General features: G+C 29.0%; 23 protein-coding genes. 15 read left to right on the forward strand and 8 right to left on the reverse strand.

Annotated elements, in window-relative coordinates; all coding sequences use genetic code 11:
- Together trxR and ACPB8Q_RS02735 are read right to left on the reverse strand one after the other, a co-directional pair.
- On the reverse strand, nt 1–903 hold the full coding sequence (trxR, locus tag ACPB8Q_RS02730; RefSeq protein WP_423793143.1) for a F420-dependent thioredoxin reductase: 903 nt from the start codon (nt 901–903) through the stop codon (nt 1–3).
- A complete protein-coding gene (locus tag ACPB8Q_RS02735; RefSeq protein ID WP_423793144.1) occupies nt 896–1780 on the reverse strand; it encodes an ADP-ribosylglycohydrolase family protein in 885 nt (294 codons plus the stop codon). The genes trxR and ACPB8Q_RS02735 overlap by 8 nt, the downstream gene beginning before the upstream one ends.
- A 109-nt stretch (nt 1781–1889) precedes the next feature.
- Here ACPB8Q_RS02735 and amt point away from each other — a divergent pair, with 109 nt between their 5' ends.
- From amt to ribB, 4 genes are read left to right on the forward strand one after another with little or no spacing between them, the layout of a single operon-like run.
- Nucleotides 1890–3041 (forward strand): ammonium transporter, encoded by a 1152-nt coding sequence (gene amt, locus ACPB8Q_RS02740; RefSeq protein ID WP_423793145.1) that lies wholly within the window; start codon nt 1890–1892, stop codon nt 3039–3041.
- Nucleotides 3042–3059: 18 nt separating this feature from the next.
- Nucleotides 3060–4304: a cation:proton antiporter gene (locus tag ACPB8Q_RS02745; RefSeq protein WP_423793146.1), complete on the forward strand. Its 1245-nt coding sequence runs from the start codon at nt 3060–3062 to the stop codon at nt 4302–4304.
- A complete protein-coding gene (gene ribK, locus ACPB8Q_RS02750) occupies nt 4301–4687 on the forward strand; it encodes a CTP-dependent riboflavin kinase (RefSeq protein ID WP_423793147.1) in 387 nt (128 codons plus the stop codon). Before ACPB8Q_RS02745 ends, ribK begins: the two co-directional genes overlap by 4 nt.
- Nucleotides 4684–5373 carry a 3,4-dihydroxy-2-butanone-4-phosphate synthase gene (gene ribB / locus ACPB8Q_RS02755; protein WP_423793148.1) on the forward strand — a complete coding sequence of 230 codons (690 nt, stop codon included), beginning with the start codon at nt 4684–4686 and terminating at the stop codon, nt 5371–5373. Before ribK ends, ribB begins: the two co-directional genes overlap by 4 nt.
- Here the strand turns inward: ribB and ACPB8Q_RS02760 are convergent.
- The 5 genes from ACPB8Q_RS02760 to ACPB8Q_RS02780 are packed head-to-tail and all read right to left on the reverse strand — an operon-like array spanning nt 5349 to nt 9491.
- Nucleotides 5349–6287 (reverse strand): 2-phosphoglycerate kinase, encoded by a 939-nt coding sequence (locus ACPB8Q_RS02760; protein WP_423793149.1) that lies wholly within the window; start codon nt 6285–6287, stop codon nt 5349–5351. The two genes, ribB and ACPB8Q_RS02760, sit on opposite strands and share 25 nt — an antisense overlap.
- Nucleotides 6274–6888 (reverse strand): DUF2100 domain-containing protein, encoded by a 615-nt coding sequence (locus ACPB8Q_RS02765; RefSeq protein ID WP_423793150.1) that lies wholly within the window; start codon nt 6886–6888, stop codon nt 6274–6276. The genes ACPB8Q_RS02760 and ACPB8Q_RS02765 overlap by 14 nt, the downstream gene beginning before the upstream one ends.
- A complete protein-coding gene (locus ACPB8Q_RS02770; protein ID WP_423793151.1) occupies nt 6788–8122 on the reverse strand; it encodes a TIGR00300 family protein in 1335 nt (444 codons plus the stop codon). Before ACPB8Q_RS02770 ends, ACPB8Q_RS02765 begins: the two co-directional genes overlap by 101 nt.
- 13 nt (nt 8123–8135) lie before the next feature.
- The gene (locus ACPB8Q_RS02775) at nt 8136–9014 is read right to left on the reverse strand and encodes a damage-control phosphatase ARMT1 family protein (RefSeq protein WP_423793152.1); all 879 of its coding nucleotides are present in this window, start codon (nt 9012–9014) and stop codon (nt 8136–8138) included.
- A 12-nt stretch (nt 9015–9026) separates the two neighbouring features.
- Entirely contained in the window at nt 9027–9491 is a 465-nt protein-coding gene (locus ACPB8Q_RS02780) for a YqaA family protein (RefSeq protein WP_423793153.1), read from the reverse strand.
- Between the two features lie 54 nt (nt 9492–9545).
- On the opposite strand from ACPB8Q_RS02780, the gene ACPB8Q_RS02785 reads away from it, so the two are divergent.
- Together ACPB8Q_RS02785 and ACPB8Q_RS02790 are read left to right on the forward strand one after the other, a co-directional pair.
- Nucleotides 9546–10919, forward strand: a complete 1374-nt coding sequence (locus ACPB8Q_RS02785) for a TrkH family potassium uptake protein (protein ID WP_423793154.1) — start codon at nt 9546–9548, stop codon at nt 10917–10919.
- A gap of 511 nt (nt 10920–11430) precedes the next feature.
- Nucleotides 11431–11622 (forward strand): hypothetical protein, encoded by a 192-nt coding sequence (locus ACPB8Q_RS02790; protein WP_423793155.1) that lies wholly within the window; start codon nt 11431–11433, stop codon nt 11620–11622.
- Between the two features lie 248 nt (nt 11623–11870).
- Here ACPB8Q_RS02790 and ACPB8Q_RS02795 read toward each other — a convergent pair whose 3' ends face one another.
- Nucleotides 11871–12515, reverse strand: coding sequence for an IS6 family transposase (locus ACPB8Q_RS02795; protein ID WP_423793156.1), 645 nt, complete (start codon nt 12513–12515; stop codon nt 11871–11873).
- A gap of 40 nt (nt 12516–12555) precedes the next feature.
- Here ACPB8Q_RS02795 and ACPB8Q_RS02800 point away from each other — a divergent pair, with 40 nt between their 5' ends.
- From ACPB8Q_RS02800 to ACPB8Q_RS02840, 9 genes are all read left to right on the forward strand, one after another.
- Nucleotides 12556–12840, forward strand: a complete 285-nt coding sequence (locus tag ACPB8Q_RS02800) for a hypothetical protein (protein WP_423793157.1) — start codon at nt 12556–12558, stop codon at nt 12838–12840.
- A 149-nt stretch (nt 12841–12989) separates the two neighbouring features.
- On the forward strand, nt 12990–13493 hold the full coding sequence (locus ACPB8Q_RS02805; RefSeq protein WP_423793396.1) for a hypothetical protein: 504 nt from the start codon (nt 12990–12992) through the stop codon (nt 13491–13493).
- 198 nt (nt 13494–13691) lie between these two features.
- On the forward strand, nt 13692–14912 hold the full coding sequence (locus ACPB8Q_RS02810) for a tetratricopeptide repeat protein (RefSeq protein WP_423793158.1): 1221 nt from the start codon (nt 13692–13694) through the stop codon (nt 14910–14912).
- Nucleotides 14913–15485: 573 nt separating this feature from the next.
- The gene (locus ACPB8Q_RS02815; RefSeq protein WP_423793159.1) at nt 15486–16385 is read left to right on the forward strand and encodes a carbohydrate kinase family protein; all 900 of its coding nucleotides are present in this window, start codon (nt 15486–15488) and stop codon (nt 16383–16385) included.
- Entirely contained in the window at nt 16382–17287 is a 906-nt protein-coding gene (nadA, locus tag ACPB8Q_RS02820; protein WP_423793160.1) for a quinolinate synthase NadA, read from the forward strand. The genes ACPB8Q_RS02815 and nadA overlap by 4 nt, the downstream gene beginning before the upstream one ends.
- Before the next feature lie 263 nt (nt 17288–17550).
- Entirely contained in the window at nt 17551–18399 is an 849-nt protein-coding gene (gene galU, locus ACPB8Q_RS02825) for a UTP--glucose-1-phosphate uridylyltransferase (RefSeq protein WP_423793161.1), read from the forward strand.
- A gap of 54 nt (nt 18400–18453) precedes the next feature.
- Nucleotides 18454–19908: an argininosuccinate lyase gene (gene argH / locus ACPB8Q_RS02830; RefSeq protein WP_423793162.1), complete on the forward strand. Its 1455-nt coding sequence runs from the start codon at nt 18454–18456 to the stop codon at nt 19906–19908.
- Between the two features lie 120 nt (nt 19909–20028).
- Complete coding sequence (locus ACPB8Q_RS02835; protein WP_423793163.1) at nt 20029–21261, forward strand: translation initiation factor IF-2 subunit gamma; 1233 nt, start codon at nt 20029–20031, stop codon at nt 21259–21261.
- Nucleotides 21262–21390: 129 nt separating this feature from the next.
- On the forward strand, nt 21391–22407 hold the full coding sequence (locus tag ACPB8Q_RS02840; RefSeq protein WP_423793164.1) for a DNA double-strand break repair nuclease NurA: 1017 nt from the start codon (nt 21391–21393) through the stop codon (nt 22405–22407).
- Nucleotides 22408–22415 lie beyond the last annotated feature (8 nt).

Consider the following 22415-nt stretch of genomic DNA (forward strand, 5'->3'; position numbering starts at 1 on the left):
TTATAAGTTCTTTAAGTTCTTTATTATATTTGCCATTGCTATGCAACCATCCCCTACAGCTTTAGCTACTTGCATAACTCCTCCTCTTACATCCCCAACTGCATAAACACCATCAATATTAGTTTTACAGTTTTCATCTGTTTTAATATATCCTCTTTTATCTAACTCAATTCCAGAATCTTTCAAAAATTCTGTATTTGGAATATGCCCCAAGCTTATAAATATTCCATCTGCTTTAACCTCTTTTATTTCTCCATTTACCTCAATCTTTAAACCTTCTGCTTTTTCTTTTCCTAAAATTTCAATTGGTTTGGCATTATAAATAACTTCTAAATTTTTTATTTCATTTAATTTATCTAACATTATTGGTTCAGCTACTTTAAACTCTGACTTATCAGTTATTAATATTATCTTTCTTGCAATATCTTTTAGGTTAATAGCACTCATTACTGCTGATGTATCTCTTCCATAAACTATAACATCCTTATTCAAATAAAAGAAGGCATCACACATTGTGCAATAACTTACACCTTTCCCAATAAATTTATCTTCACCAATATTTAATGTCTTTGGTCTTGTTCCAGTAGCTATAACTATTGTTTTTGTTTCATAAGTATTTTTATTAGTTATTACTTTGTAAGGTTTTTCTTTGACATCAATTTTTATAACCTCCTCATAAATGATAGGTAGTTTAAAATGTTCAGCATGCTCTTTAAATTTCTGAGCTAATTCATAACCCCTTATACTAACAAATCCAGGATAATTTTCAACTAAACCAGCCTCAGCAATTCTGCCTCCAGCATTTTCTTTTTCAATACATAAAGCTTTTAGTTTTCCTCTCATTGCATATATTCCAGCAGTTAAACCTCCTGGGCCAGCACCTATAATAATAGTGTCATACACAACAATCACCAAAAACTTCTTTTATTAAAGATTCTATATACTCTCTATTATATAGGTTGGTTATCCATCTTTTTGGAATATCTTCATAATAAGCTCCTGCAATTGCTCCATACATTGATGCTAAACTATCTGTATCTCCTCCAGCATTTATACATTTAAGCATTCCTTCCTTAAAATTGTCAGTTAATAGATATGTTGCAATTGCAGAGGGAACAACTTCCTTAGCTAAAACCCCAGTGCCAAAGTAGTTATATGCATCATCAACATCTTCAAAATTTTTAATTTCTAAGATTCTTTTAGCTATCTCTTTATCAATATCTTTTATATATGTATAGCATTCATCTAAAAGTTTCAAATTCTTCTCATCATTTAAAGCTTTATATACAAAAAACCCAATAGCCAAAGCTCCTGCAATTGCCTTAGGATTGTTGTGTGTTATTTTTGATGATTTTATAATTTCTCTCTTAATTATTTTCAAATCTTTATAGTAAAGAGGGATAGGATAGATTCTCATAGCAGCTCCACAACTTTCACCATCAACACCTGAAAAGTCATTATTTTTTAGCTTTTCAATTGCTTTTAATGTTGTTAGCCCAATATCTGGAGGATTTTTTTCAGCCCATTCAATTAAATATTTAGCAAATTTTCCAATATTGACTCCTTCTTTTTCTAAACTCTTCATTAAAGCAATTGCTTGCTCAGTATCATCTGTCCATTGTCCTTTTTTTAGCTTTCCTTTTAAATAATTCTTTGGTTCAACATAATCATCAACATATCCATACAACTCTTTTATTTCCTCTTTTCTTAAATTTTCAGTTGGCATTCCTAATGCATCTCCTACAACAGCTCCAAACACTGAATAATAAATTTTATTCATTAAACTCACCTAATCCAATCCAGGAAGGAAATTTCCTTCCTAAATAACCGTTATATACCTAATTAGGAATTAGGACGTAGGTAAAATAGTTCCTATGGGTGGTTATGTTATGAAAGGGATAGATGTATTTTTCTTTTTATGGGCAGCATCATTAATATTCTTTATGAAGGCAGGATTTATAGCATTAGAAATAGGACAATTTAGAGCTAAGAATGTTGCATATCATTGTGTTTTAAAATTGTTGGATTTAGCTGCTGTTTTTATTGCCTATCTTTTTATTGGTTATGGTATTTCCTATGGTTTTGAATATATATATCCACTTATAACAGGTAATTTTGATGCTGAGTTAGGGGCTTGGTGGATGAAGATGGTTATGTTTGCAGCTGCAGCTGTAACAATTATAACTGGTGGTGTAGCTGAAAGAATAAAAATATTACCTTACTTTATTGGTGCTTTAATTGTAGGTGGTATTTTATATCCTATTGTTGAACATTTGGCATGGGGAGGAGGATTTGCAAGTTTAGGAATTAATTACCATGATTTTGCTGGAAGTGGAGTAGTTCATTTATTTGGAGGGTTAGTAGGATTGATGGCTGCTTATGTTTTAGGTCCAAGAATTGGAAAGTATATAGATGGAAAACCAAGAGCAATTCCAGGACATAATATACCAATAGCAGTTTTAGGAGCATTTATATTGGCTTTTGGATGGTATGGATTTAATATAGGAAGTGCTTCAGCTGTGGGAGATGGTTTAGAGTTAGTAAGTGTAGCAATAGCAACCACAATGGCATTAGCTGGAGGAATTATTGGAGGTGCTTTAAGCTCAAAAAATGACCCTCTCTATACTGCTAATGGTATGTGTGCTGGATTAGTAGCTGTATGTAGTGGAGTTGATTTATTCACACCTATTGGAGCATTTATAGTAGGATTAATAGCAGGATTTCAACAACCATTTACATTTAAATTTATTGAAGAAAAATTAAAGATTGATGATGTTTGTGCTATTGGTCCTGTTCATGCTATGAGTGGTTTTATTGGTGTTGTATTAGCTGGAGTTCCATTTTTATTGAAGAATGCAAATGAAGTTTCATTAATTGGGCAAATAATAGGAGCAATAGTTATAGCATTAGTTGCAATTGTTGGAGGGTTAATTATTTATAAAGGTTTAGATATTATAATGGGGTTAAGAGTTGATAAAAAATCTGAAGAAGAAGGGTTGGATATTGCAATCTTACAAACTTCTGCCTATTCCAATGAATAATTTTATTTTTGTGAGACTATGGAACTGATATTAGGCATATTCTATTTAGGGGTTACATTAGTTTTTGGAGCATTAGTAGCTAAGTTGGCTGAAAAATTTGATATTCCAGATATTCCATTATTACTTTTAGTTGGAGTATTAATTGGTCCAATTCTTCATATTATGCCCACTAAATCAGCAATGGACATTTTTGATATTGTTGGTCCAATTGGGCTAATTTTTATATTGTTAGGTGGAGCTTTCACTATGAGGATGTCTATTTTAAAAAATGTTATGGGTCCTGTTATTAGGTTAGATACTATTGCATTGGTTATTACTTTATTAATTACTGGCTTAGCTTTTAATCTTATAGCTGGTTTGGATATCTACAATCCAGCAGGATATCTTATTGGAGCTATATTATGTGCAACTGACCCAGCTACATTAATTCCTGTCTTTTCCAAGGTAAAAATAAATCCTGAAATAGCAATAACATTAGAAGCAGAAAGTATATTCAATGACCCTCTTGGAATAGTTGCAACAACTCTTGTTTTAGCAACATTAGGATTAGGAAAATCTGTAAATCCAATAATTGATTTAATTTCTTTAGCTGGAGGAGCAATTATAGTTGGATATATTGCAGCAAAAATATTCAAATGGGTAATTACAAGAGCTAAATTCTACGAGTATGTTGCACCTCTTGTATTAGGAGGGGCTATGATTCTATTATATTTAGGTGAATATCTATTCCCAAAAATAATAGGTTATGGTTTTTCAGGATATATGGCCATAGCAATAATGGCATTGATATTGGGAGATGATTTATCAAAAATAGCTGAAGAAAAAGAAGACTATGAATGTATTGTTAAGTTTTCAGATGTTTTAGCATTATTGTCAAGAATATTTATATTTGTTTTCTTAGGTGCTTGTGTGCAATTAGATGTATTATTCAAGTACTTTGTTCCTGGTTTAATAGTTGCATTAGTATCTATACTAATAGCAAGACCAATAGGTGTATTTATAGCATTGATAAAAACTAAATTTAATTTTGGAGAAAAGCTGTATATTGCCTTAGAAGGTCCAAGAGGAGTAGTTCCAGCTGCTTTAACAGTTACAGCTGCTATATTGATATTGAAACATATTGATGTTATATCAAGATTTGTTCCAAATCCTACTGAATACTCTCATTTAATATTAGTATCTGGTTTCTTAACAATATTAGTTAGTGTTATTTTAGAGGCATCTTGGGCTGGAATTTTAGCTGAGAAGTTGTTGAAAAAATGATTATTGAAGGAAAAGTAGTATCTGGATTGGGAGAGGGAAAAAAGTATTTATCCATAAAGAAGTATAAGGAAGATATTAAAAAGTATTTAGGATTTTATCCTTATGAAGGCACTTTAAATATTCTTTTAAATAATGAAATTGACTTTTCCAATTTTAAATATTTTGAGACAGAGGATTTTACCCACAACAATAAAAAATATTATGGAATTAGATTAATTCCAGTTAATATATTAATAAATGATACTAAAATTTCTGGTGGAATAGTTTTACCAAAAAAAACAAAACACAAAAAAAATATATTAGAAATAATAGCTCCTATAAAGTTAAGAGAGAAATTTAACTTAAAAGATGGTGACACTATAAAAATAGAAGTGAAAAGATGAATAACGTAGAGAAAGCTATTAAACATTTAAAAGCTGGAAAGATTGTCTTAGTTTATGATGCTGATGATAGAGAAGGAGAAACTGATATGGTTGTTGCCTCAGAGTTTATAACTCCTGAACATATAAAAAGGTTAAGAAAAGATGCAGGAGGATTAATTTGTGTAGCTATACATCCAAAGATAGCTGAAAAATTAAGAATTCCTTATATGGTTGATATTTATGATGTAGCAAAAGAAAAATTTAGAGTTTTAGAAGAACTCTATCCAAATGATATTCCTTATGATGAAAAATCTTCTTTCTCTATATCCATAAACCATAGAGAGACATTTACAGGAATAACTGACAAAGATAGAGCTTTAACAATTAAAAAACTATCTGAATTGGTTAAAGAAGAAAGATTTAATGATTTTGGGAAAGAGTTTAGAAGTCCAGGTCATGTATTCTTATTGAGGGCTGTTGAAGGATTAGTTAAAAATAGGAGAGGTCATACAGAGATGACAGTTGCATTGGCAGAATTGGCAGGACTTACCCCGATAACAACAATATGTGAAATGATGGGAGATGATGGTTATGCTCTCTCTAAAAATGAAGCTAAAAAATATGCTGAAAAACATAATTTAGTGTTTTTAGAAGGTGAAGAATTAATAGATTATTATCTATCTCAATCAGATAACTCTTCTAAGTAATCTTCTAACTTTATACCTTGATTTTCAATAATATCCATCAATCTTTTAGTTATTATATTTAAACATTCTTCAACTGTCTTGCTTATTTTAATATTTTCAACAACTGGAATACCTTTCTGCTTAGCTGTTTTTACCATATAATCATTAATTAACCTAATAATTTTAAAGTGTTTTAAATATCTCTCTGTTGGTCTGCTTGAAACTTTACCTCTTGAATAAAATCTCATTTTGTGTAGTTCCTCATCACTAACAGTTAAAACAATAGGGATAATATATGGATTTTCAAGATATTTATCATCTAACAGAGATGGGACTATGTGAGTTCCTTCTATAATAACACTTTGCCCCTCTACCAAACATCTATTAATAACTCCTCCTACTCCTGTTAAAACTATCTCACTGTGTCTTTCAAATCCAATAATATACTTATTGTCATTTTGGATATTTTCTTTTAAAACTTTCCATGCTGTATAACTTGATTCAAATAAAGTAGGGACTAAATCTCTTGTTATTGTTTTTCTCATAACTTCTCTTATAGAATCTGTTCCAATAACACTTGGTATTCCTAACCTTGATGCTATCTCAAAGGCAATTGTGGAAGTTCCTACACCACTTGCTCCTCCAATAAGAATAGCTAATGACATCTTAGATAAAACTATCCTCCACAGTAAGTATCTTTTGGCTATATCTTCAAAACCTTTTGATAGTAGATAGTAATATACTCTTCTTCTTAGCTCATTTTTTTTAATTTCAGTTATATTTTCCTTTTTTAAAATATCATATATTTCCAAAGCCAACCTGTAAGCGACAGATGGTTTTAATCCAGCAGCTGTTAAGGACCTTGCTAAAATTCCCTTTGAAAATGGGATTTTAACTCTCTTACCAACAACAATTATATCATCATTCAATGTCATCAATATCTACCTTCTCAGCATTATAAAGCTCCTTAGCTCTTCTATAAACTTTTAAATCATCCTCATCAGAAACAACAAAATAAATCTTTTCTGGATTAATCTTCTTTATAAATTTTTCAATGTTCTTTTTAGTTATTTCAATTTTCTTCTTGATTCCTAATAATGCCTTTTCATCTTTGATAATACTCTTATAATCTTCAATATCTAAGAATCCATCTGTTGAGACAACATACAACCCTTTATTTTTAAGCTTTCTGAATAATTTTTTACTTGATACAATATATAATGCATTTTTATTTAGTTCTTTTTTTTCATAATGATAGCCAAAGTTAGATAATAACTTATTCAATGAATTAATACTTTTTATTATCAATTTACAAAATTCTTTTGCTTCATCTTCATTTAAATAGTGATTAGGGGCTTTTTTATAAAGATAGTCATCTGCCTCTAATAAACTATATATAGCATTTCTAAATTCATTAATGTCTATTTTTCCTGGCTTAGCATCTTTGTAAGATATTTTCTTTGTCTCTACTCTTTTCATCTTCTTTAACTTTGTTATTGTCTCTATCCCCTTCTTTATTAGTTCCTTTTCTCTCATTTTCTAACCTCTCTAACTCTTCAACCAACAATAATAAAAAAGTTCCTACATCTGTAACAACACCAATAGCTTGGGAAGTTCCTCTATCCATCAACTTAGTTACAACTGCCTGATTAATATCTACACATATTGTTTTAACCCATGATGGTAATAAATTACCTGTTGCAATTGAATGGAGCATAGTTGAAAGCATAATAACCATATCTTTTCCTTTTAATAGTTCTCTCATCTTGTTTTGTGCTTCAACAACGTCAGTTATAACATCTGGTAGAGGACCATCATCCCTAATACTTCCTGCTAATACATAAGGAATATTGTTTTTTATAACTTCATACATAATCCCATCTTTTAATAATCCCTCTTCAACTGCCTTTTTTAAAGAACCAGCTCTCATAATTCTATTTATAGCTCTCAAATGATGACTATGCCCTCCTGGAACTGATTTCCCTGTTTTTAAATCTATTCCCAAAGATGTTCCAAAAAAGGAAACTTCTGCATCATGAGTAGCCAAAGCATTTCCTGAAAATAGTGCTTGCACATATCCCATTCTTATTAACTTTGCTAATGCATCTCTTGCACCTGTATGCACAACAGCAGGTCCTGCAACTACAACAATTCCTCCCTTTCCTTCTCTTCTTACTTTTTCTCTAATCTTATACATCTCCTCTGCAATATTTCTTATAATTGTCTTTTTAGGTTTTTCAGATGATGCCTCAGATTTCATAAACTCAAATAATCCCTGTTCTCTTGGCTTTTCTGGTGGAATAACCCTAATTCCTTTATACCCTACAACTACCAAATCTCCTTTTTTTATCTGTCTAATTGTTTTTACTTCTACCCTCATCTCTTCTGGATAGACAACAATAGCTCCATCCATTTTTTGGTTTTCAACTTCTATCCATTGTCCTCTAAATCTAATAAATGTCTTATGATTTGTTGTAGAGTAAAAATTTTCTGGTAAGACCCAATCTCTCTCAGCAGGTTGTAGTTCAACCTCCTCTATTTCAGGAATTTCAGCACCAAGTTCTCTTAATTCATTTAGAATAGTGTCTAAATGTTGTTCATCTTTTCCTATAACTAATATTTTTGCATAACTTGGGTCTATCTTTCTCTTACCAATTTCAAACTCTAAAACTTTATAATCTCCTCCTAATTCTAAGATTTTATCAAAAACTTTTGGTAAAATTAAACTATCAATAATATGTCCTCTTAGCTCAATCTCTCTCATAAACATTTAAAATCCCTCATCACAAGTATTTTTTAAGAATTACATTATCTCCAACATTAACTCCTAAATTGTTTGCTACTGGCTTACATTTAGCTTTTAAAATAAAATAGACCTTTTTATTTATCTTATATTCTGGGAGAGATTCATAATTACCCATACCTTTAGCAATAATAATGTCTGAATCATTCAGATGTTTTTTAAATTCCTCTGAACATTCCTCTAATAAAATTCCAATAACATCAGAGCCAGTTGTAATTATTTTAGCTACTTCATCTATTTTAGCTACTTTAGCATCTTCTAATGTAGCATCATTTAGAATAGGTTTTCCTTTAACTACTACTACAACTTCTTTATTGTATTTTTTAAATTCTTCCATTAATAACTTATCAAAAACTATCTCCCCAGCATTATCACAAATATATAAAATTTTTTTAATTTTATCATTTTTTAAATCCTCTAATAAATCTCTTGTATAGTCAATTTTTAAATCTTCATTTAAAGTTTTAAATATTAAATTCTCAATATCTACATCAGTACTGTATGCTCCATAATCAATAACATTTCCTGCTATTGTTGAAAGTATAATTTTTCTTAATCTTAAATAACTATCCTCTAAATTACACTCTTCCTTAACAATATCATAATATTTTAAAGCTATTTTGTTGGCTATCTCTTTCAATCTTTTGTAAGGGTCTTCACATCCACTTATCTCTTTTAGATACCTATGAACTCTTGTCCCCATCTCAGCAGGAATTATATTTTTGTGATAATATTTTTTTATTACATCAAAACAGTTATTTACTAATTTAAATTGTTCATCTTCATTGTCAGTTATCTCTTTTACTGCATCAACTACTTGTCTAACTATGCAAATAGCACATTCTGGTTTTATATACAAATCTTTCACCTTCTAAAATATTTTTTTTCCTAACACTATTGGGAGTATTGCTAAGGAATGTTTAATTAACCTACTAATAAATACTGCTAACATGTATTTAGGAAATGGCATTTCAAAACTTGCACAGACCCAACATATTACCTCAAAGGGAATAGGTGTAAAGCTTGCTATAACAACTCCTAAAACACCATACTTTTCTAAAAATTTTCTACCTTTAATTATTTTTTCTTTATCAAAAAGTTTATACATTAATTTTTCTCCATACCTAACTGCTAAAAAGTAAGTTACACATGCTCCCAAATTACTTGCTACTGTTGATACAATTATTGCCAATCTCCAATCTAAACCTAACAAAACTCCTGTAGCTAAAAAAATCTCTACTGGAAAAGGTTGAAATATAGGTTCAGAAAATCCAATAATAAATATTCCAATATATCCATATTCTTTAACCAAATTTATAAAAAATTCTTTTAGCATTTAATATCCCAATTAGGTAAATAATTAAATAATAAATATTTATTAGGTAATATCATGTTGTTCTTATTAGGAGGAATTTTAGAGCTTTTGGGGTATATAACACTCTTACCATCATTAGTTGGAATAATATATAATGAATATTACTGTTCAATAATATTTATTATTTTGGGAATTTTTACAATATTTTTAGGAAAAATACTAAAAAAGTTCAAAACCAAAAAAAAGATAACACTAAAAAATGCTATGATTGTATCTGCTTTATCTTGGTTGATAGCTTCACTAATTGGTGGAATTCCATTTTATCTATTACTACATAATTTTGGATATATTGATGGTGTTTATGAAAGTATGTCTGCATGGACTACAACTGGAATGACTTTAATATCCAATGTTAATGTTGTTCCAAAAACAATTTTATTTTGGAGAAGTTTAGAGCAGTGGATTGGTGGAGTTGGGATATTAGTATTTTTTTCATTAATTGCAGGTAATTTAGCAAATATTTTATATGTTTCTGAGGCAAGGCAGGAGAAGATATTGCCAAGTTCCATAAATACAGTAAAAGCTATTGTAAAGATATATGTGCTATATACTGTTGTTGGAATCTTGCTTTTGTTTTTCTCAGGATTGAGTTTATTTGATGCAATAAATTTAACCTTTACTGGAATATCTACTGGGGGGATGAGTGTTAGTAATTATAGTTTCCCATACAATGATTTAGCTAAGATAGTTATGATATTTATAATGCTTGTTGGTGGAGTTATCTCATTTAATGTTCATTATAAATTATTAACAGGAAAATGTTGTAATGATTTACAGCTTAAATATGCTATGATTGTTATCTTCATAGTCTCATTAATTATCTATTTCCATGACCATGTAGATTTTTTAGATTCTTTGTTTTTAGTTACTTCTGCTTTAACATCAACTGGATTTACAACTTTCAATATATCAACACTCTCTAACTTTTCCCTATATTTGTTAGTTTTTGTTATGTTAATTGGAGGAACAACTAACACAACAACTGGAGGGGTAAAAATTATTAGATTTTTAGTTATTTTAAAGACAGTTTATTATGAAATAAAAAAACATTTCTATCCAAAATCAGCAGTTTTTTATGAAAAATTGGGAAATGAAGAGCTAAAAATAGAAAGTATAAGAGAAGCTTTTACTATGTTTATATTATATTTGGGCACTTCCTTTATAATTTCATTATATCTAATATATGCTGGAATTAATCCATTATGTGCCATTTTTGATGGAGTTTCTTTTGTTTCAAATATTGGACTATCCTTAGGAGCTGTAAATTTAAATTCTCCTATCTTAGCAAAAATTTTAGGTATTTTTGGTATGTGGGCAGGAAGATTAGAATTTTTCCCAGTGTTAATATTAGTAGTAGAGTTAATAAGAATTATTTATAAAAAACTTTGAAAGGTTGTCAAAAAATTATAATAGTATTATGTTGATTTAATTGTTTGTATCCCGATTAAAATTCCAACCAAACAGTAATCTACCAAGTCATCCGAATTGGCTATACCTAAAGTATTTTAAATTATTAACGAATAATTCTTTAAGTGCTGGTAGTATGGTTTAATCACCGTTTTTTAATAAGGTATTTAAATCGATACTATTTTATTGTTTTAGTTTATAATTGATAATGAGAATTCATACTATCTTATAAGTAATGAGAAAATAGAGGGGTTGTTATGGTGATTAACAACTTTTACATTGGATTTGTTAGCTTAGCAATTTTTATTTTTGGAATTACACTTATGTTTTATCTTTGGGCGGTTAAGTTTGATAAAAAGTATTTTGCTAAGTTCTAAATTCCCATTGTGTTATACTTTTTTTATGATGTGATTATGTATCAGGTGAAAAAAATGAAGATAGAGGATTATATTGAAAACTTACAAATTACAAAAAATGAAATAGGATTTTACAAATGTCCATTTGTGATTACACAAATGCTGATATTAAGACAGTAAAAAAGCACATAAAAAGAGTTGAAAAGTTGAACAAACAAAAGAAAAAGTCCCTAAAGAAGCAGATTAAAAAACCACAGAAAAAAGATAATTACAAGAATTATATGTTGTTATTTGCACATATTGTTGCTTTGATACCGTTGGAAGAATAAACCTATGGAGAGAGTTGCTGCTATTGAGTTAATAAAATTACTATTTGTAGTTAAATAAATATTCCTACTGGTTGTAAAATTTTTTAGACTGATAGTGTGAATTCTCATTATCGATTTTAAAACCAAAAAAATAAAATAGTATAGTTCTAAATATTTCATCAAAAAACGGTGAAACATCTATGCTAACCACACTTAAAGAATTACTCGTTAATGGTTTAAATACTTTAGGTATAGTCAATTCGACACTGTCAAGTTAACGACTTCAACCAATTGTAGAACATCATGAAACTTTTAATCCAGCTAACAACTGTATCGAATTTGCTGTTATTAGGAAACCTATTATAAAATGCTTTAGTTCTTCGTTTGAGTAGTGAGAAAAAGCTTTCTACACAATTTCTCAGTCCGAATCGGACTCTTTCAAATTCTAAACCCAATCTTTGCAATGCCCACGGATACCATCTTCCACCATCGACCAAAATCTTCGGCTTATTAGAGCAAAATTTTAATATGCTCTTAACGAATAATATAGTATCGAGGTAGTTTCTTGTTTCAGAAATATAAACTCCCAAGCACTCTTTCGATTCAACATCAATAGCAGACCATACGTAAATAACTTCATTTCCAATCTTTAGTTTGGTCTCATCGATTGCAATTGCGTATCTTTCCTTTCTTTCAGGTTCGTTTAAAACCTCTTTAACCTTGTGATAATAAGTCCTAACCGACTCATGGCTTATACTTTCGAATTGGGAAAGAAACAAACTTACTTTCCTCAACGATAGTCCAAGGTAATACAAAATCCCAGCTAAGATTTTAACTTCTATCGACTTCTTATTCCTTTTAAAAATCTTCTCCTCTTCGATTCTCTCCTTTAAGACTTCTATCGTGAGCTTCATATTTTACTATTTTTTATCGATATATTAATAAAAGCTTAACTTGACACTCTCAGTCAATTCGGATGACTTAGTAGATTACTGCCTGGTTAGAACTTTAACCAAGATAAAGACAATTAAAGTAATATCTGAAGAGATTTTAAAAATTCATCGAACAACTCTAATCAAAAAACTTCAAAAGCTATCGGAAATTGAGAACTGCTTTTATACTCATCTACTAAACCTTCCCAACATTTTAAATAATCGTAAATTTAAATTTTCAATAATAATTGATTCAACCTTATTGAGAAGATATAGTAAAAATGTATTTGTTTGGCAGTTCTATTAGATACAATTACGTAGAAAATCATAAAAAATTATATCAAGAACAAATAAACTGCTGTATTTTTAATAAAAAAAAAGGATTATACGATATACACCACAATAAAACCAAGGAATATTAAATCGACTGATGTATATTTAAGAATTATAGAATCAATATCTAAAATTATTAAGGGGACGGTCGTTGGTGATGGTTCTATAACAATAAAGAGAATTTTGAAGAGATGTAAAGAATTGGGAGTCGATTATATTGGTAGAATCAGAAAAAACATAAAAATTGAGGTTTTTGGTAAAGAAGTTAAAATAGAAAATATGTTTAAAAAGGACTTCAACAAAAATAAAACTAAACTAAGGACTATTAACGGAAAAAAGTTCAGAATATCCGAGAAAGTAGTTAATATTTCCGATGTTGGAAAGGTTAAAATAGTTGCAGTGTTAATGAAAGGAAAGAAAAAGATTAAGTATTTGGTCTCGACAAATTATAAAAAGAAAGCTGAGGATATTATAAACGAATATTTAAAAAGATGTAAGATAGAAGAATCAAACGAAAAACCTACGGTTTTTCGTAACTCGCCTGTTATCACAGGCGAAAGCATAGAAGGGATAAGTCGATTTTGGAGGTTGAAGGAAATTATTTATCCTCAGAAAGTGGGAATATAGGATTTATTAAGTTAAGAGGAATACTATTTAATTGTATCGAATATTTAAGCTACAAAAATGGAATATCATTTTATAAAGTCATTAAAGAGTGTAGTAAAGAACTAATAAAGAACGGGTTATCGTAATCACACTGTCAGAAATAAAAATTTTTATATTCATTATACATAAAAATATTTAAAAAGTTTTTGGGGGAGAGATATGAACAAATATACCAAAGTCATTGGATTTGTTGCTTTATTTGGATTAATGAGTTGTGTGTTTGCTGAGGTCGTCAGTCCAAATAATGATGATATAGGGGAATTATTAAATAAAGCAGAGATATTTAAAAATAAAGGAGAATATGACATTGCAGTTGAATACTATAAAAAAGTTCTAGAAAAAGATGATAAAAATTTGGAAGCATTAAAATATATGGGATATTGTTTAAAGAATTTAGGAAGATTTAATGAAGCATTATACTATTTAAATAAATATTTAGAATTAAATCCCAATGATTCCTATGTGTTGGTTGATAAGGGATTTACACTTTGTGGTTTAGGCAAATATGATGAGGCAATTAAATGTTTCGATAAAGCGTTAGAATTAAATCCTAATAACCCTTATGCATGGATAGGTAAAGGGTTAGCATTTGGAAAATTAGGAAAATATGATGAAGCAAATGCATGCTTTAATAAAGCATTAGAATTAAATCCAAATAATGCAAATATAATATTCAATATTGGGAATATGTATAAGAGTTTAGGATTGCCTGAAGTAGCAATTAAATATTACGATAGAGCATTGGAATTAAATCCAAACCATTTTCTAGCATGGAAACACAAGGGTCTCGCACTTTATAGTTTAGGAAAATATGAGGAATCAATTAAATGTTTTGATAAGGCATTAGAACTAAAACCAGACGTTTATTATCTATGGTACTATAAAGGTCGTTCTCTTGAAAAATTAGGAAAATATGAAGAAGCTCTGAAATGCTATGAAACAGCACTGAAATTAAACCCAAACTTTGAAAAAGCAAAAGATAGTAAAGAGAGGGTATTAAAAATACTAAATGAAAAAAACAAAGGAACACTAGAAATAACATCAAATCCTCCAAATGCTGACATATACATTAACGGAGAGTATAAAGGAACCACTCCAAAAACATTAACTCTTGAAAAAGGGACATACCAAATTAAAATTTTAAAAGATTATAGTTCATATACAAAAGTAATTGAAATTAAACCTGAAGAAACAAAAATAATTGATATAAGTCTTAAAGAAATTCCAAAAGAAACAGAAATAACAGAACAAGCATCAACAAAAACAGCTCCTACAGAAACACAAACATCATTATACTTAATCTATGGAGGAATAGGATTATTAGCAATTTTCCTAATCTTAGGAGTAATCATCGCAACTAAAAAATTCAAATCCAAATAAAAGAAACAATATAAATCATAAAAAAACACTAAAGTCAATAATCTTAATTAATTTAATCCCCAATTGTTGCTTTCAGCCAATTATTTTTTAATAATAAATCTAAAGCATCATTTATATCTTAACAACTAATCTGAACTTAACAAGGTTTTTATCCAATCTCTTTCATCACCAATAACACAAATTCCTAAATCAGCATTTTTTAATCTGATAGTGTGAATTCTCTTTATCGATTTTAAAACCAAAAAATAAAATAGTACTGACCTAAATACTTCATCATTAATAACATCATTAATAAAAATTAATAAAATGGTAATAAACCTATGCTATAAAGAATTACTTGTTAATAGTCTAAATACTTTAGATTTGGCAAATTCGGATGACTTGGTAGATTACTATTTGGTTAGAACTTTAACTGAAATAAAAAAACTATTAAAGCAATAAAAGATTTGAATTATTAGTCTTTAAAATAATGGAGAATGTTTTATTTTATATTTATTTAAATGAGGATAAAGTTTTAATAATTTATTTAACTATTTTTCTCAAATTAAATTTTATATTAAACATGTGAGAACAATGATAGCAACAGTAGGGCATACAGCTTTGGATTATATATTTAATGTAGAAAAGTTTCCTGAGCCAAATACCTCTATACAAATACCAACAGCAAAAAAATACTATGGAGGAGCAGCTGCTAATGTAGCAGTGGGAATAAAAAAGTTAGGAGTAGATTCTAAGCTTATATCTTGTGTTGGTTATGATTTTGAATATCTTAATAACTATAAAAAATACTTAGAAGATTTAGGAGTTGATATATCTTCTTTATACTATTCAAATGAAGAAGAAACACCAAAAGCTTGGATATTCACAGATAAAGATAATAACCAGATGACTTTCTTCCTATGGGGAGCAAGTAAGCATTTTGTTGAATTGAATCCAAAAATAGATAATGCAAAAATAATACATTTAGCAACAGGTGAGCCAAAATATAACTTAAAAGTAGCTGAAACTAACAACAAATGTATAATTTCTTTTGACCCTGGGCAAGATTTACCAAAGTATGATAAAGATTTATTATTAAATATTATAAAAAATACTAACATTTTATTTTTTAATAAGTATGAATTTGAAAGAGCTTCAAAATTGTTGGGGTTTAATAAAGAGGATTATTTAGAATATGTTGATGTATTTGTAATTACTAAGGGTTCAGAAGGTTCTGAGATAATAACAAAAGACAAAGAGAAGATATTTATCCCAGCTATAAAAACAATAGCTATTGACCCAACAGGAGCAGGAGATGCTTATAAAGCAGGATTTTTAGTTGGTTATTATAAAGGATATGATTTAGAGAAATGTGGTTTGATTGGAGCTGCAACTGCTTCTTTCGTTGTTGAAAAGAAAGGATGCCAAACAAATTTACCAAGTTGGAAGGAAGTTATAGAAAGATTAAAAAAACATGGATATGTGATAGAATGATAGATAAAATTTATCAGCTAAAAGAAGAAAAAAATGCAGTTATATTAGCTCATAACTATCAACCAGCAGAAATACAAAAAATAGCTGATTTTGTTGGAGATTCTTTGGAATTATGTATAAAAGCAAAAGAGACAGATGCAGATATTATAGTTTTCTGTGGAGTAGATTTTATGGCTGAAACAGCAAAAATTTTAAATCCTGAAAAAACTGTCCTCCTTCCAGAAATAAAAAATACTCAATGCCCTATGGCACATCAACTACCTAAGGAAACTATTTTAAAATATAAAGAAAGATATAAAGCTCCTTTAGTTGTATATATAAATACAACTGCTGAAACAAAGGCTTATGCAGATATAATTTGTACATCAGCAAATGCTCCAAAGGTTGTAGAGAGTTTAGATTCAGATATTGTTTTATTTGGCCCAGATAAAAATTTAGCTTATTATGTTAAAAAAGAGACAAAAAAGGAAGTAATTCCAATTCCAGAGGATGGAGGTTGTTATGTTCATCAAAAATTTACATTAGAAGATGTAAAAAGAGCTAAAAAAGAGCATGATGCTATATTGTTGGTTCATCCTGAATGTAACCCAGAAATTCAGGAAGAAGCAGATTATATACTAAGTACAAGTGGTATGGTTAAAAAGGTTTTAGAACTTGATAACAAGAAGTTTATTATTGGAACTGAAATAGGATTAATAGATAGAATTAAATTAGAGTTAGAAAAGAAAGGATTAGAAAAAGAACTTATTCCATTAAATAAAAATGCTATTTGTAATGAGATGAAACAAATAACTTTAGAAAAGCTATATAATGCATTAAAAGAAGAAAAATATAAAGTGGAATTAAATAGAGAGATTATGGATAAAGCAAGAGTAGCTATTGAAAGAATGCTTAACTTATAAAATTTTAAAAACTTCTTTTTCCGATGATGAGATTCATAAGCTGATTTATGATGAACCCTTTCGGGGTATCTGAGGGATGTAATTAATACATATTGATAAAATAATTTATATTTTTATCTGTCTTTATCATTAGATGTATTAAAATAATAATTGTTAATGTTAATATAGTTATTAAAATTAATATATGAAGTTGCAAATGTATAAAAACACAAATAAGATAAACTATAAAAATGGCTAAAAATAAAACTATTAATGTGATTATTATGGTGAGAAAAGCAATTATACCAGTAGCTGGATTTGGGACAAGGTTACTTCCTCTAACAAAAGCACAACCAAAAGAAATGTTGCCAGTTGTTGATAAACCAGTTGTTCAGTATGTAGTTGAAGATTTGGTTTCAGCAGGAGTTAATAATATTTTATTTGTTACTGGAAAAGGTAAGCAAGCTATTGAGAACCATTTTGATAAAAACTATGAGTTAGAATGCAAATTAAAAGAATCCAATAAGTTAGATTTGTTGGAGAAGATTAAGAAGATTGACGAAATGGTAAATATATTTTATGTGAGACAGAAAGAACAGAAAGGATTGGGAGATGCTATTTTATATGGAAAGGAATTTGTTGGAGATGAGTATTTTGTTGCTATGGTTGGAGATACTATATACTCTAAAAATATTGTTGAAGATTTAATAAAAGCTCATAAAAAATATAATTGTTCAGTTATTGCCTTAGAAAGAGTCCCAAGAGAGGTAGTTCATAAGTATGGTGTAGTTGAAATTAAAGATAATAACAATGGTGTTTATGAGATTGTAGATATGGTAGAAAAGCCAAGTGTTGAAGAAGCTCCATCAAATTTAATAATAACAGGAGCTTATATACTATCACCTAAGATATTTGAAATATTAAAAAATACTAAACCTGGTAGAGGTGGAGAGATACAACTTACTGATGCCATGAGAACTCTATTAGAAGAGGAGAAAATTGTTGGAGTTGAGATTAACTGTAAGAGGTATGATATTGGAGATATTTTTAGTTGGTTAAAGGCAAATGTTGAAATAGCTTATGAAAAATATCCAGAGTTTAGAGAATTTTTAATAAATCTTATAAATAAGTAGAATTTATTTTTAATTTCAAACTTTTTTAATATATCTTTTTTAGGGGAGATAATAATGAATATTTTGAGAAGAGGTAGATTAAAAAATATTAGAGAGGATGTGGCAAAATATACAACAAGCTTAGAATTTGATAAAGAGATTTTTGAAGCAGATATTTTATGTGATATTGCCCATGTTATTATGTTGTATGAGCAGGGAATAATAAAGAAAGAGCATGCTAAAAAGATTATTGATGGTTTAAGAGAGATTTACAAAAAAGGGATGGAAAACTTAAACTTAGACCCTTCTTTGGATGATATTCATATGGTTATTGAATCAGAATTAATTAATATGCTTGGAGAAGATGTAGCTGGAAGATTACACACTGGAAGAAGTAGAAATGACCAAGTTGCAACTGATTTAAGATTAGCTTTAAGAGAGAGAATTTTAGAGATATTAGAGTTGTTAGTTGATATGTTAAAAGATATTTTAGAGCTTGCAAAGGAGCATAAAGAAACTATAACAGTTGGATATACTCATTTACAACATGCTCAGCCAACAACTTATGCTCATCATTTATTAAGCTACTTTTCATCATTAGAGAGAGATATACAGAGATTGTTAGATTGCTATAAAAGAATAAATATTTCTCCTCTTGGTTCTGGTGCATTAGCTACAACAGGATTCAATATAAGTAGAGAGAGAACTAAGAAGTTATTGGGATTTGATGCTTTAATAGAGAACTCTATGGATGCAGTATCAACAAGAGATTTTATTTTAGAGACATTATCTAATTTATCTATTTTAGGAACTAACTTATCTAAGATTTGTGAAGAGTTAGTTTTATTTTCAACTTATGAATTTAATACATTGGAAATAGATGATGCATTTTGCTCAACATCCTCAATAATGCCCCAAAAGAAGAATCCTGATGTAGCAGAGATAGCAAGAGCTAAACTCTCTAAATTAAATGGAAATTTAATATCTGCATTAACAATTTTAAAAGCTCTACCTAATACATACAATAGAGATTTGCAAGAAATCTCACCAATATTATGGGATTCAATTAATATAGTAAGAGACACAATTAAGATGGTTAATGGAATGTTAAAAACAATAAAGGTTAATAAAGATAGGATGTTAGAACTTGCCAATGCAAACTATTCTACTGCAACAGAGTTGGCAGATACATTAGTTAGGGAGTTAGATATTCCTTTTAGAAAAGCTCATGGAATTGTTGGAGAAGCTGTAAGAAAAAGTCTTGAGAAGAAAAGAGATTTAGAAGAGGTAGTTGTTGAAGTATTAGAAAAATATAATTTAAAAATAGATAAGGAAAAAATTAAAAAAGCTTTAAATCCTTATGAAAATGTTAAAATGAGGAAAGTTATTGGAGGACCTTCTCCAGAAGAAGTTGAAAAAAGAATAAAAATTTTTAGTGAGAGAGTTAATAACTATGATGACATTATTAAGAATAAGTTAGAAAAGATAAATGAAGTTAAAAATAATTTAATTAACTTTAATATTGAATAATATAATTTTATGCAAATAGTTTTAATACTTTTTATTTGCTATTTTATTCATAAAAAACTGGAAATTTATATAATAAATGACTATTATAATTTTTAAACTCTAAATATTTAAGGTGATACAATGGGAAGAAAAAGAGTAAAACAAGCAGAGGTAAATATTGGAATGGTTGGACATGTTGACCATGGTAAAACAAGTTTAACAAAGGCATTAACAGGAGTATGGACAGATAGACATAGTGAAGAGCTAAGAAGAGGAATATCCATAAGGTTAGGTTATGCTGATTGTGAGATAAGAAAATGTCCTGAATGTGGAACATACACTACAAAACCAAGATGTCCAAACTGTTTAGCTGAAACAAAATTTTTAAGAAGAGTTTCTTTTGTAGATTCACCAGGACATGAGACATTAATGGCTACAATGTTGTCAGGAGCTTCTTTAATGGATGGAGCTATCTTAGTTATAGCTGCAAATGAACCTTGCCCACAACCACAAACAAAAGAGCATTTAATGGCTTTGGAGATTTTAGGGATTAAAAATATTGTTATAGTTCAAAATAAGATTGATTTAGTAGATGAAGAACAAGCTTTAAAGAACTATGAAGAAATTAAAGAGTTTGTTAAAGGAACAGTTGCAGAAAATGCACCAATAATTCCTGTTTCTGCACACCATGAGGCAAATATTGATGTTCTATTAAGAGCTATTCAGGAGTGTATTCCTACTCCTAAGAGAGACCCAAAAGCAACTCCAAGGATGTATGTTGCAAGAAGTTTTGATATAAACAAGCCAGGAACTCCAATAAAGGATTTAAAAGGTGGAGTTTTAGGAGGAGCTATAATTCAAGGAGAGTTTAAAGTTGGAGATGAAATTGAAATAAGACCTGGAATTAAAGTAACAGAAGAAAATAAAACATTCTGGAAACCTTTAAGAACAAAAATTGTCTCATTAGCTGCTGGAAATACAATTCTTAAAAAAGCTCATCCAGGAGGATTAATTGGAGTTGGAACAGAGTTAGACCCCTATTTAACAAAATCAGATGCTCTAACAGGTAGTGTTGTTGGATTACCTGGAACTTTACCTCCTATAAGAGAAAAAATAACAGTAAGAGTAAATCTATTAGATAGAGTTGTAGGTAGTAAAGATGAATTAAAGATAGAGCCATTAAGAACAGGAGAAGTATTGATGTTAAATATTGGAACTACAACAACAGTAGGGGTTATTACATCAGCAAGAGAAGATATAGCAGATATTAGATTAAAATTACCTGTTTGTGCAGATATTGGAGATAGAGTGGCATTAAGTAGGAGAGTAGGCTCAAGATGGAGACTAATTGGTTATGGAACTATTGAAGGATAATGTCTATGGCATTTCCGAGCGTAGCGAGGCAATACATCCATGGGGGTATGCCAATAGGCGGAGCCCTATGGTTGGTGGAACTATTGAAGGACAATTTTTAAATTTTTTAAATTTTGTGAGGGTAGATAAATGATAGAGTTCCTACTAAAAAATAAAGAAAATATTTTAAAAAAAATTGATGATATGAAAAATATAAAAGAAGATGTATATAAACATTGGAATGTTGAAGAATTTAAATGCAAAGATTTATATTTTGCTGGAGGAGACGGAAGTTACAATAAAATTGACTATATTTCCTTTACTTTTTATGGAGTTGGGGCTATATCTTATTTACATAAAGAAAAGATAAATAAAATTAAAGAATTTTTTGAGTTTAATGTGGGAAATCCCTTAGATATTGAAGAAAGATTAAAAATATATATGCAAATATTGGAGTTAAAATTGGCATATTATACTTTAAAAAATTATGATATTGACTACTATCTCTATGATGGTTCCTTATTTTCTCTTTTAATTTCAGCTAAAACAGAACTCCCCAAAGAGGTTGAAGAAAAATTTAATAAGTATTATGGTGAGATAAACAACAAAATAGATGATGAGATTGAAAAAGGAGATTTTAGTATAGATGAAGAGCTTTGGGATGTGGAATATCTATGTATTTTAAAGAAATTAGTAGAAGATTATAGAGACAAGTTGGTTGGAATATCAAAAACATCAAAGATAAATATATACTTTGATGAAAAAATTCCAGATATGTCTATATTTGCACATTATACTAATGAGGAGGGATATACTACACCTATAGATTTTTATATGAGATTAGGAGAGGAAAAGAAAGAAAAGCATAGACAGCTTAGTAGTGTTTTAAGAGGGATTCATTATTTAGAAAAAAACTTTAATATAAAAATAAATAATGCATTTATCCAATTTGTAAGATTAGAAAAAAATAAATGTATTTTAGGATTAACTTCATTCTCAAAACCAAATAAAGATATACTCTATGGACTCAAAAGAATTAGTGTTAATGGATATCCTTATCTTTTGAAAGTTGCTCATGAAAATGTAGAGATAAATAATAAGAAGATACACTCTTTTGCTAAGATTGTGGGAATTAATGAATTAGAAGCAAGATATATGCTAAAATAACTATTTTT

This window comes from Methanocaldococcus indicus (genome assembly GCF_049554935.1).
In the GTDB taxonomy this organism is placed as follows: Archaea; AGJL01; Methanococci; order Methanococcales; family Methanocaldococcaceae; genus Methanocaldococcus; species Methanocaldococcus indicus.

Bases quoted from the DNA above. Each gene is read 5' to 3' on its own strand.
- ACPB8Q_RS02745 (WP_423793146.1), top strand. From the start codon at position 3,060: ATGGAACTGATATTAGGCATATTCTATTTAGGGGTTACATTAGTTTTT.
- ACPB8Q_RS02765 (WP_423793150.1), bottom strand. From the start codon at position 6,888: ATGAGAGAAAAGGAACTAATAAAGAAGGGGATAGAGACAATAACAAAG.
- ACPB8Q_RS02735 (WP_423793144.1), bottom strand. From the start codon at position 1,780: ATGAATAAAATTTATTATTCAGTGTTTGGAGCTGTTGTAGGAGATGCA.
- ACPB8Q_RS02795 (WP_423793156.1), bottom strand. From the start codon at position 12,515: ATGAAGCTCACGATAGAAGTCTTAAAGGAGAGAATCGAAGAGGAGAAG.
- ACPB8Q_RS02785 (WP_423793154.1), top strand. From the start codon at position 9,546: ATGTTGTTCTTATTAGGAGGAATTTTAGAGCTTTTGGGGTATATAACA.
- ACPB8Q_RS02790 (WP_423793155.1), top strand. From the start codon at position 11,431: ATGTCCATTTGTGATTACACAAATGCTGATATTAAGACAGTAAAAAAG.
- ACPB8Q_RS02780 (WP_423793153.1), bottom strand. From the start codon at position 9,491: ATGCTAAAAGAATTTTTTATAAATTTGGTTAAAGAATATGGATATATT.
- ACPB8Q_RS02810 (WP_423793158.1), top strand. From the start codon at position 13,692: ATGAACAAATATACCAAAGTCATTGGATTTGTTGCTTTATTTGGATTA.
- ACPB8Q_RS02840 (WP_423793164.1), top strand. From the start codon at position 21,391: ATGATAGAGTTCCTACTAAAAAATAAAGAAAATATTTTAAAAAAAATT.
- amt (WP_423793145.1), top strand. From the start codon at position 1,890: ATGAAAGGGATAGATGTATTTTTCTTTTTATGGGCAGCATCATTAATA.
- nadA (WP_423793160.1), top strand. From the start codon at position 16,382: ATGATAGATAAAATTTATCAGCTAAAAGAAGAAAAAAATGCAGTTATA.
- galU (WP_423793161.1), top strand. From the start codon at position 17,551: ATGGTGAGAAAAGCAATTATACCAGTAGCTGGATTTGGGACAAGGTTA.
- ACPB8Q_RS02760 (WP_423793149.1), bottom strand. From the start codon at position 6,287: ATGACATTGAATGATGATATAATTGTTGTTGGTAAGAGAGTTAAAATC.
- ribB (WP_423793148.1), top strand. From the start codon at position 4,684: ATGAATAACGTAGAGAAAGCTATTAAACATTTAAAAGCTGGAAAGATT.
- ribK (WP_423793147.1), top strand. From the start codon at position 4,301: ATGATTATTGAAGGAAAAGTAGTATCTGGATTGGGAGAGGGAAAAAAG.
- ACPB8Q_RS02770 (WP_423793151.1), bottom strand. From the start codon at position 8,122: ATGTTTATGAGAGAGATTGAGCTAAGAGGACATATTATTGATAGTTTA.
- argH (WP_423793162.1), top strand. From the start codon at position 18,454: ATGAATATTTTGAGAAGAGGTAGATTAAAAAATATTAGAGAGGATGTG.
- ACPB8Q_RS02815 (WP_423793159.1), top strand. From the start codon at position 15,486: ATGATAGCAACAGTAGGGCATACAGCTTTGGATTATATATTTAATGTA.
- ACPB8Q_RS02835 (WP_423793163.1), top strand. From the start codon at position 20,029: ATGGGAAGAAAAAGAGTAAAACAAGCAGAGGTAAATATTGGAATGGTT.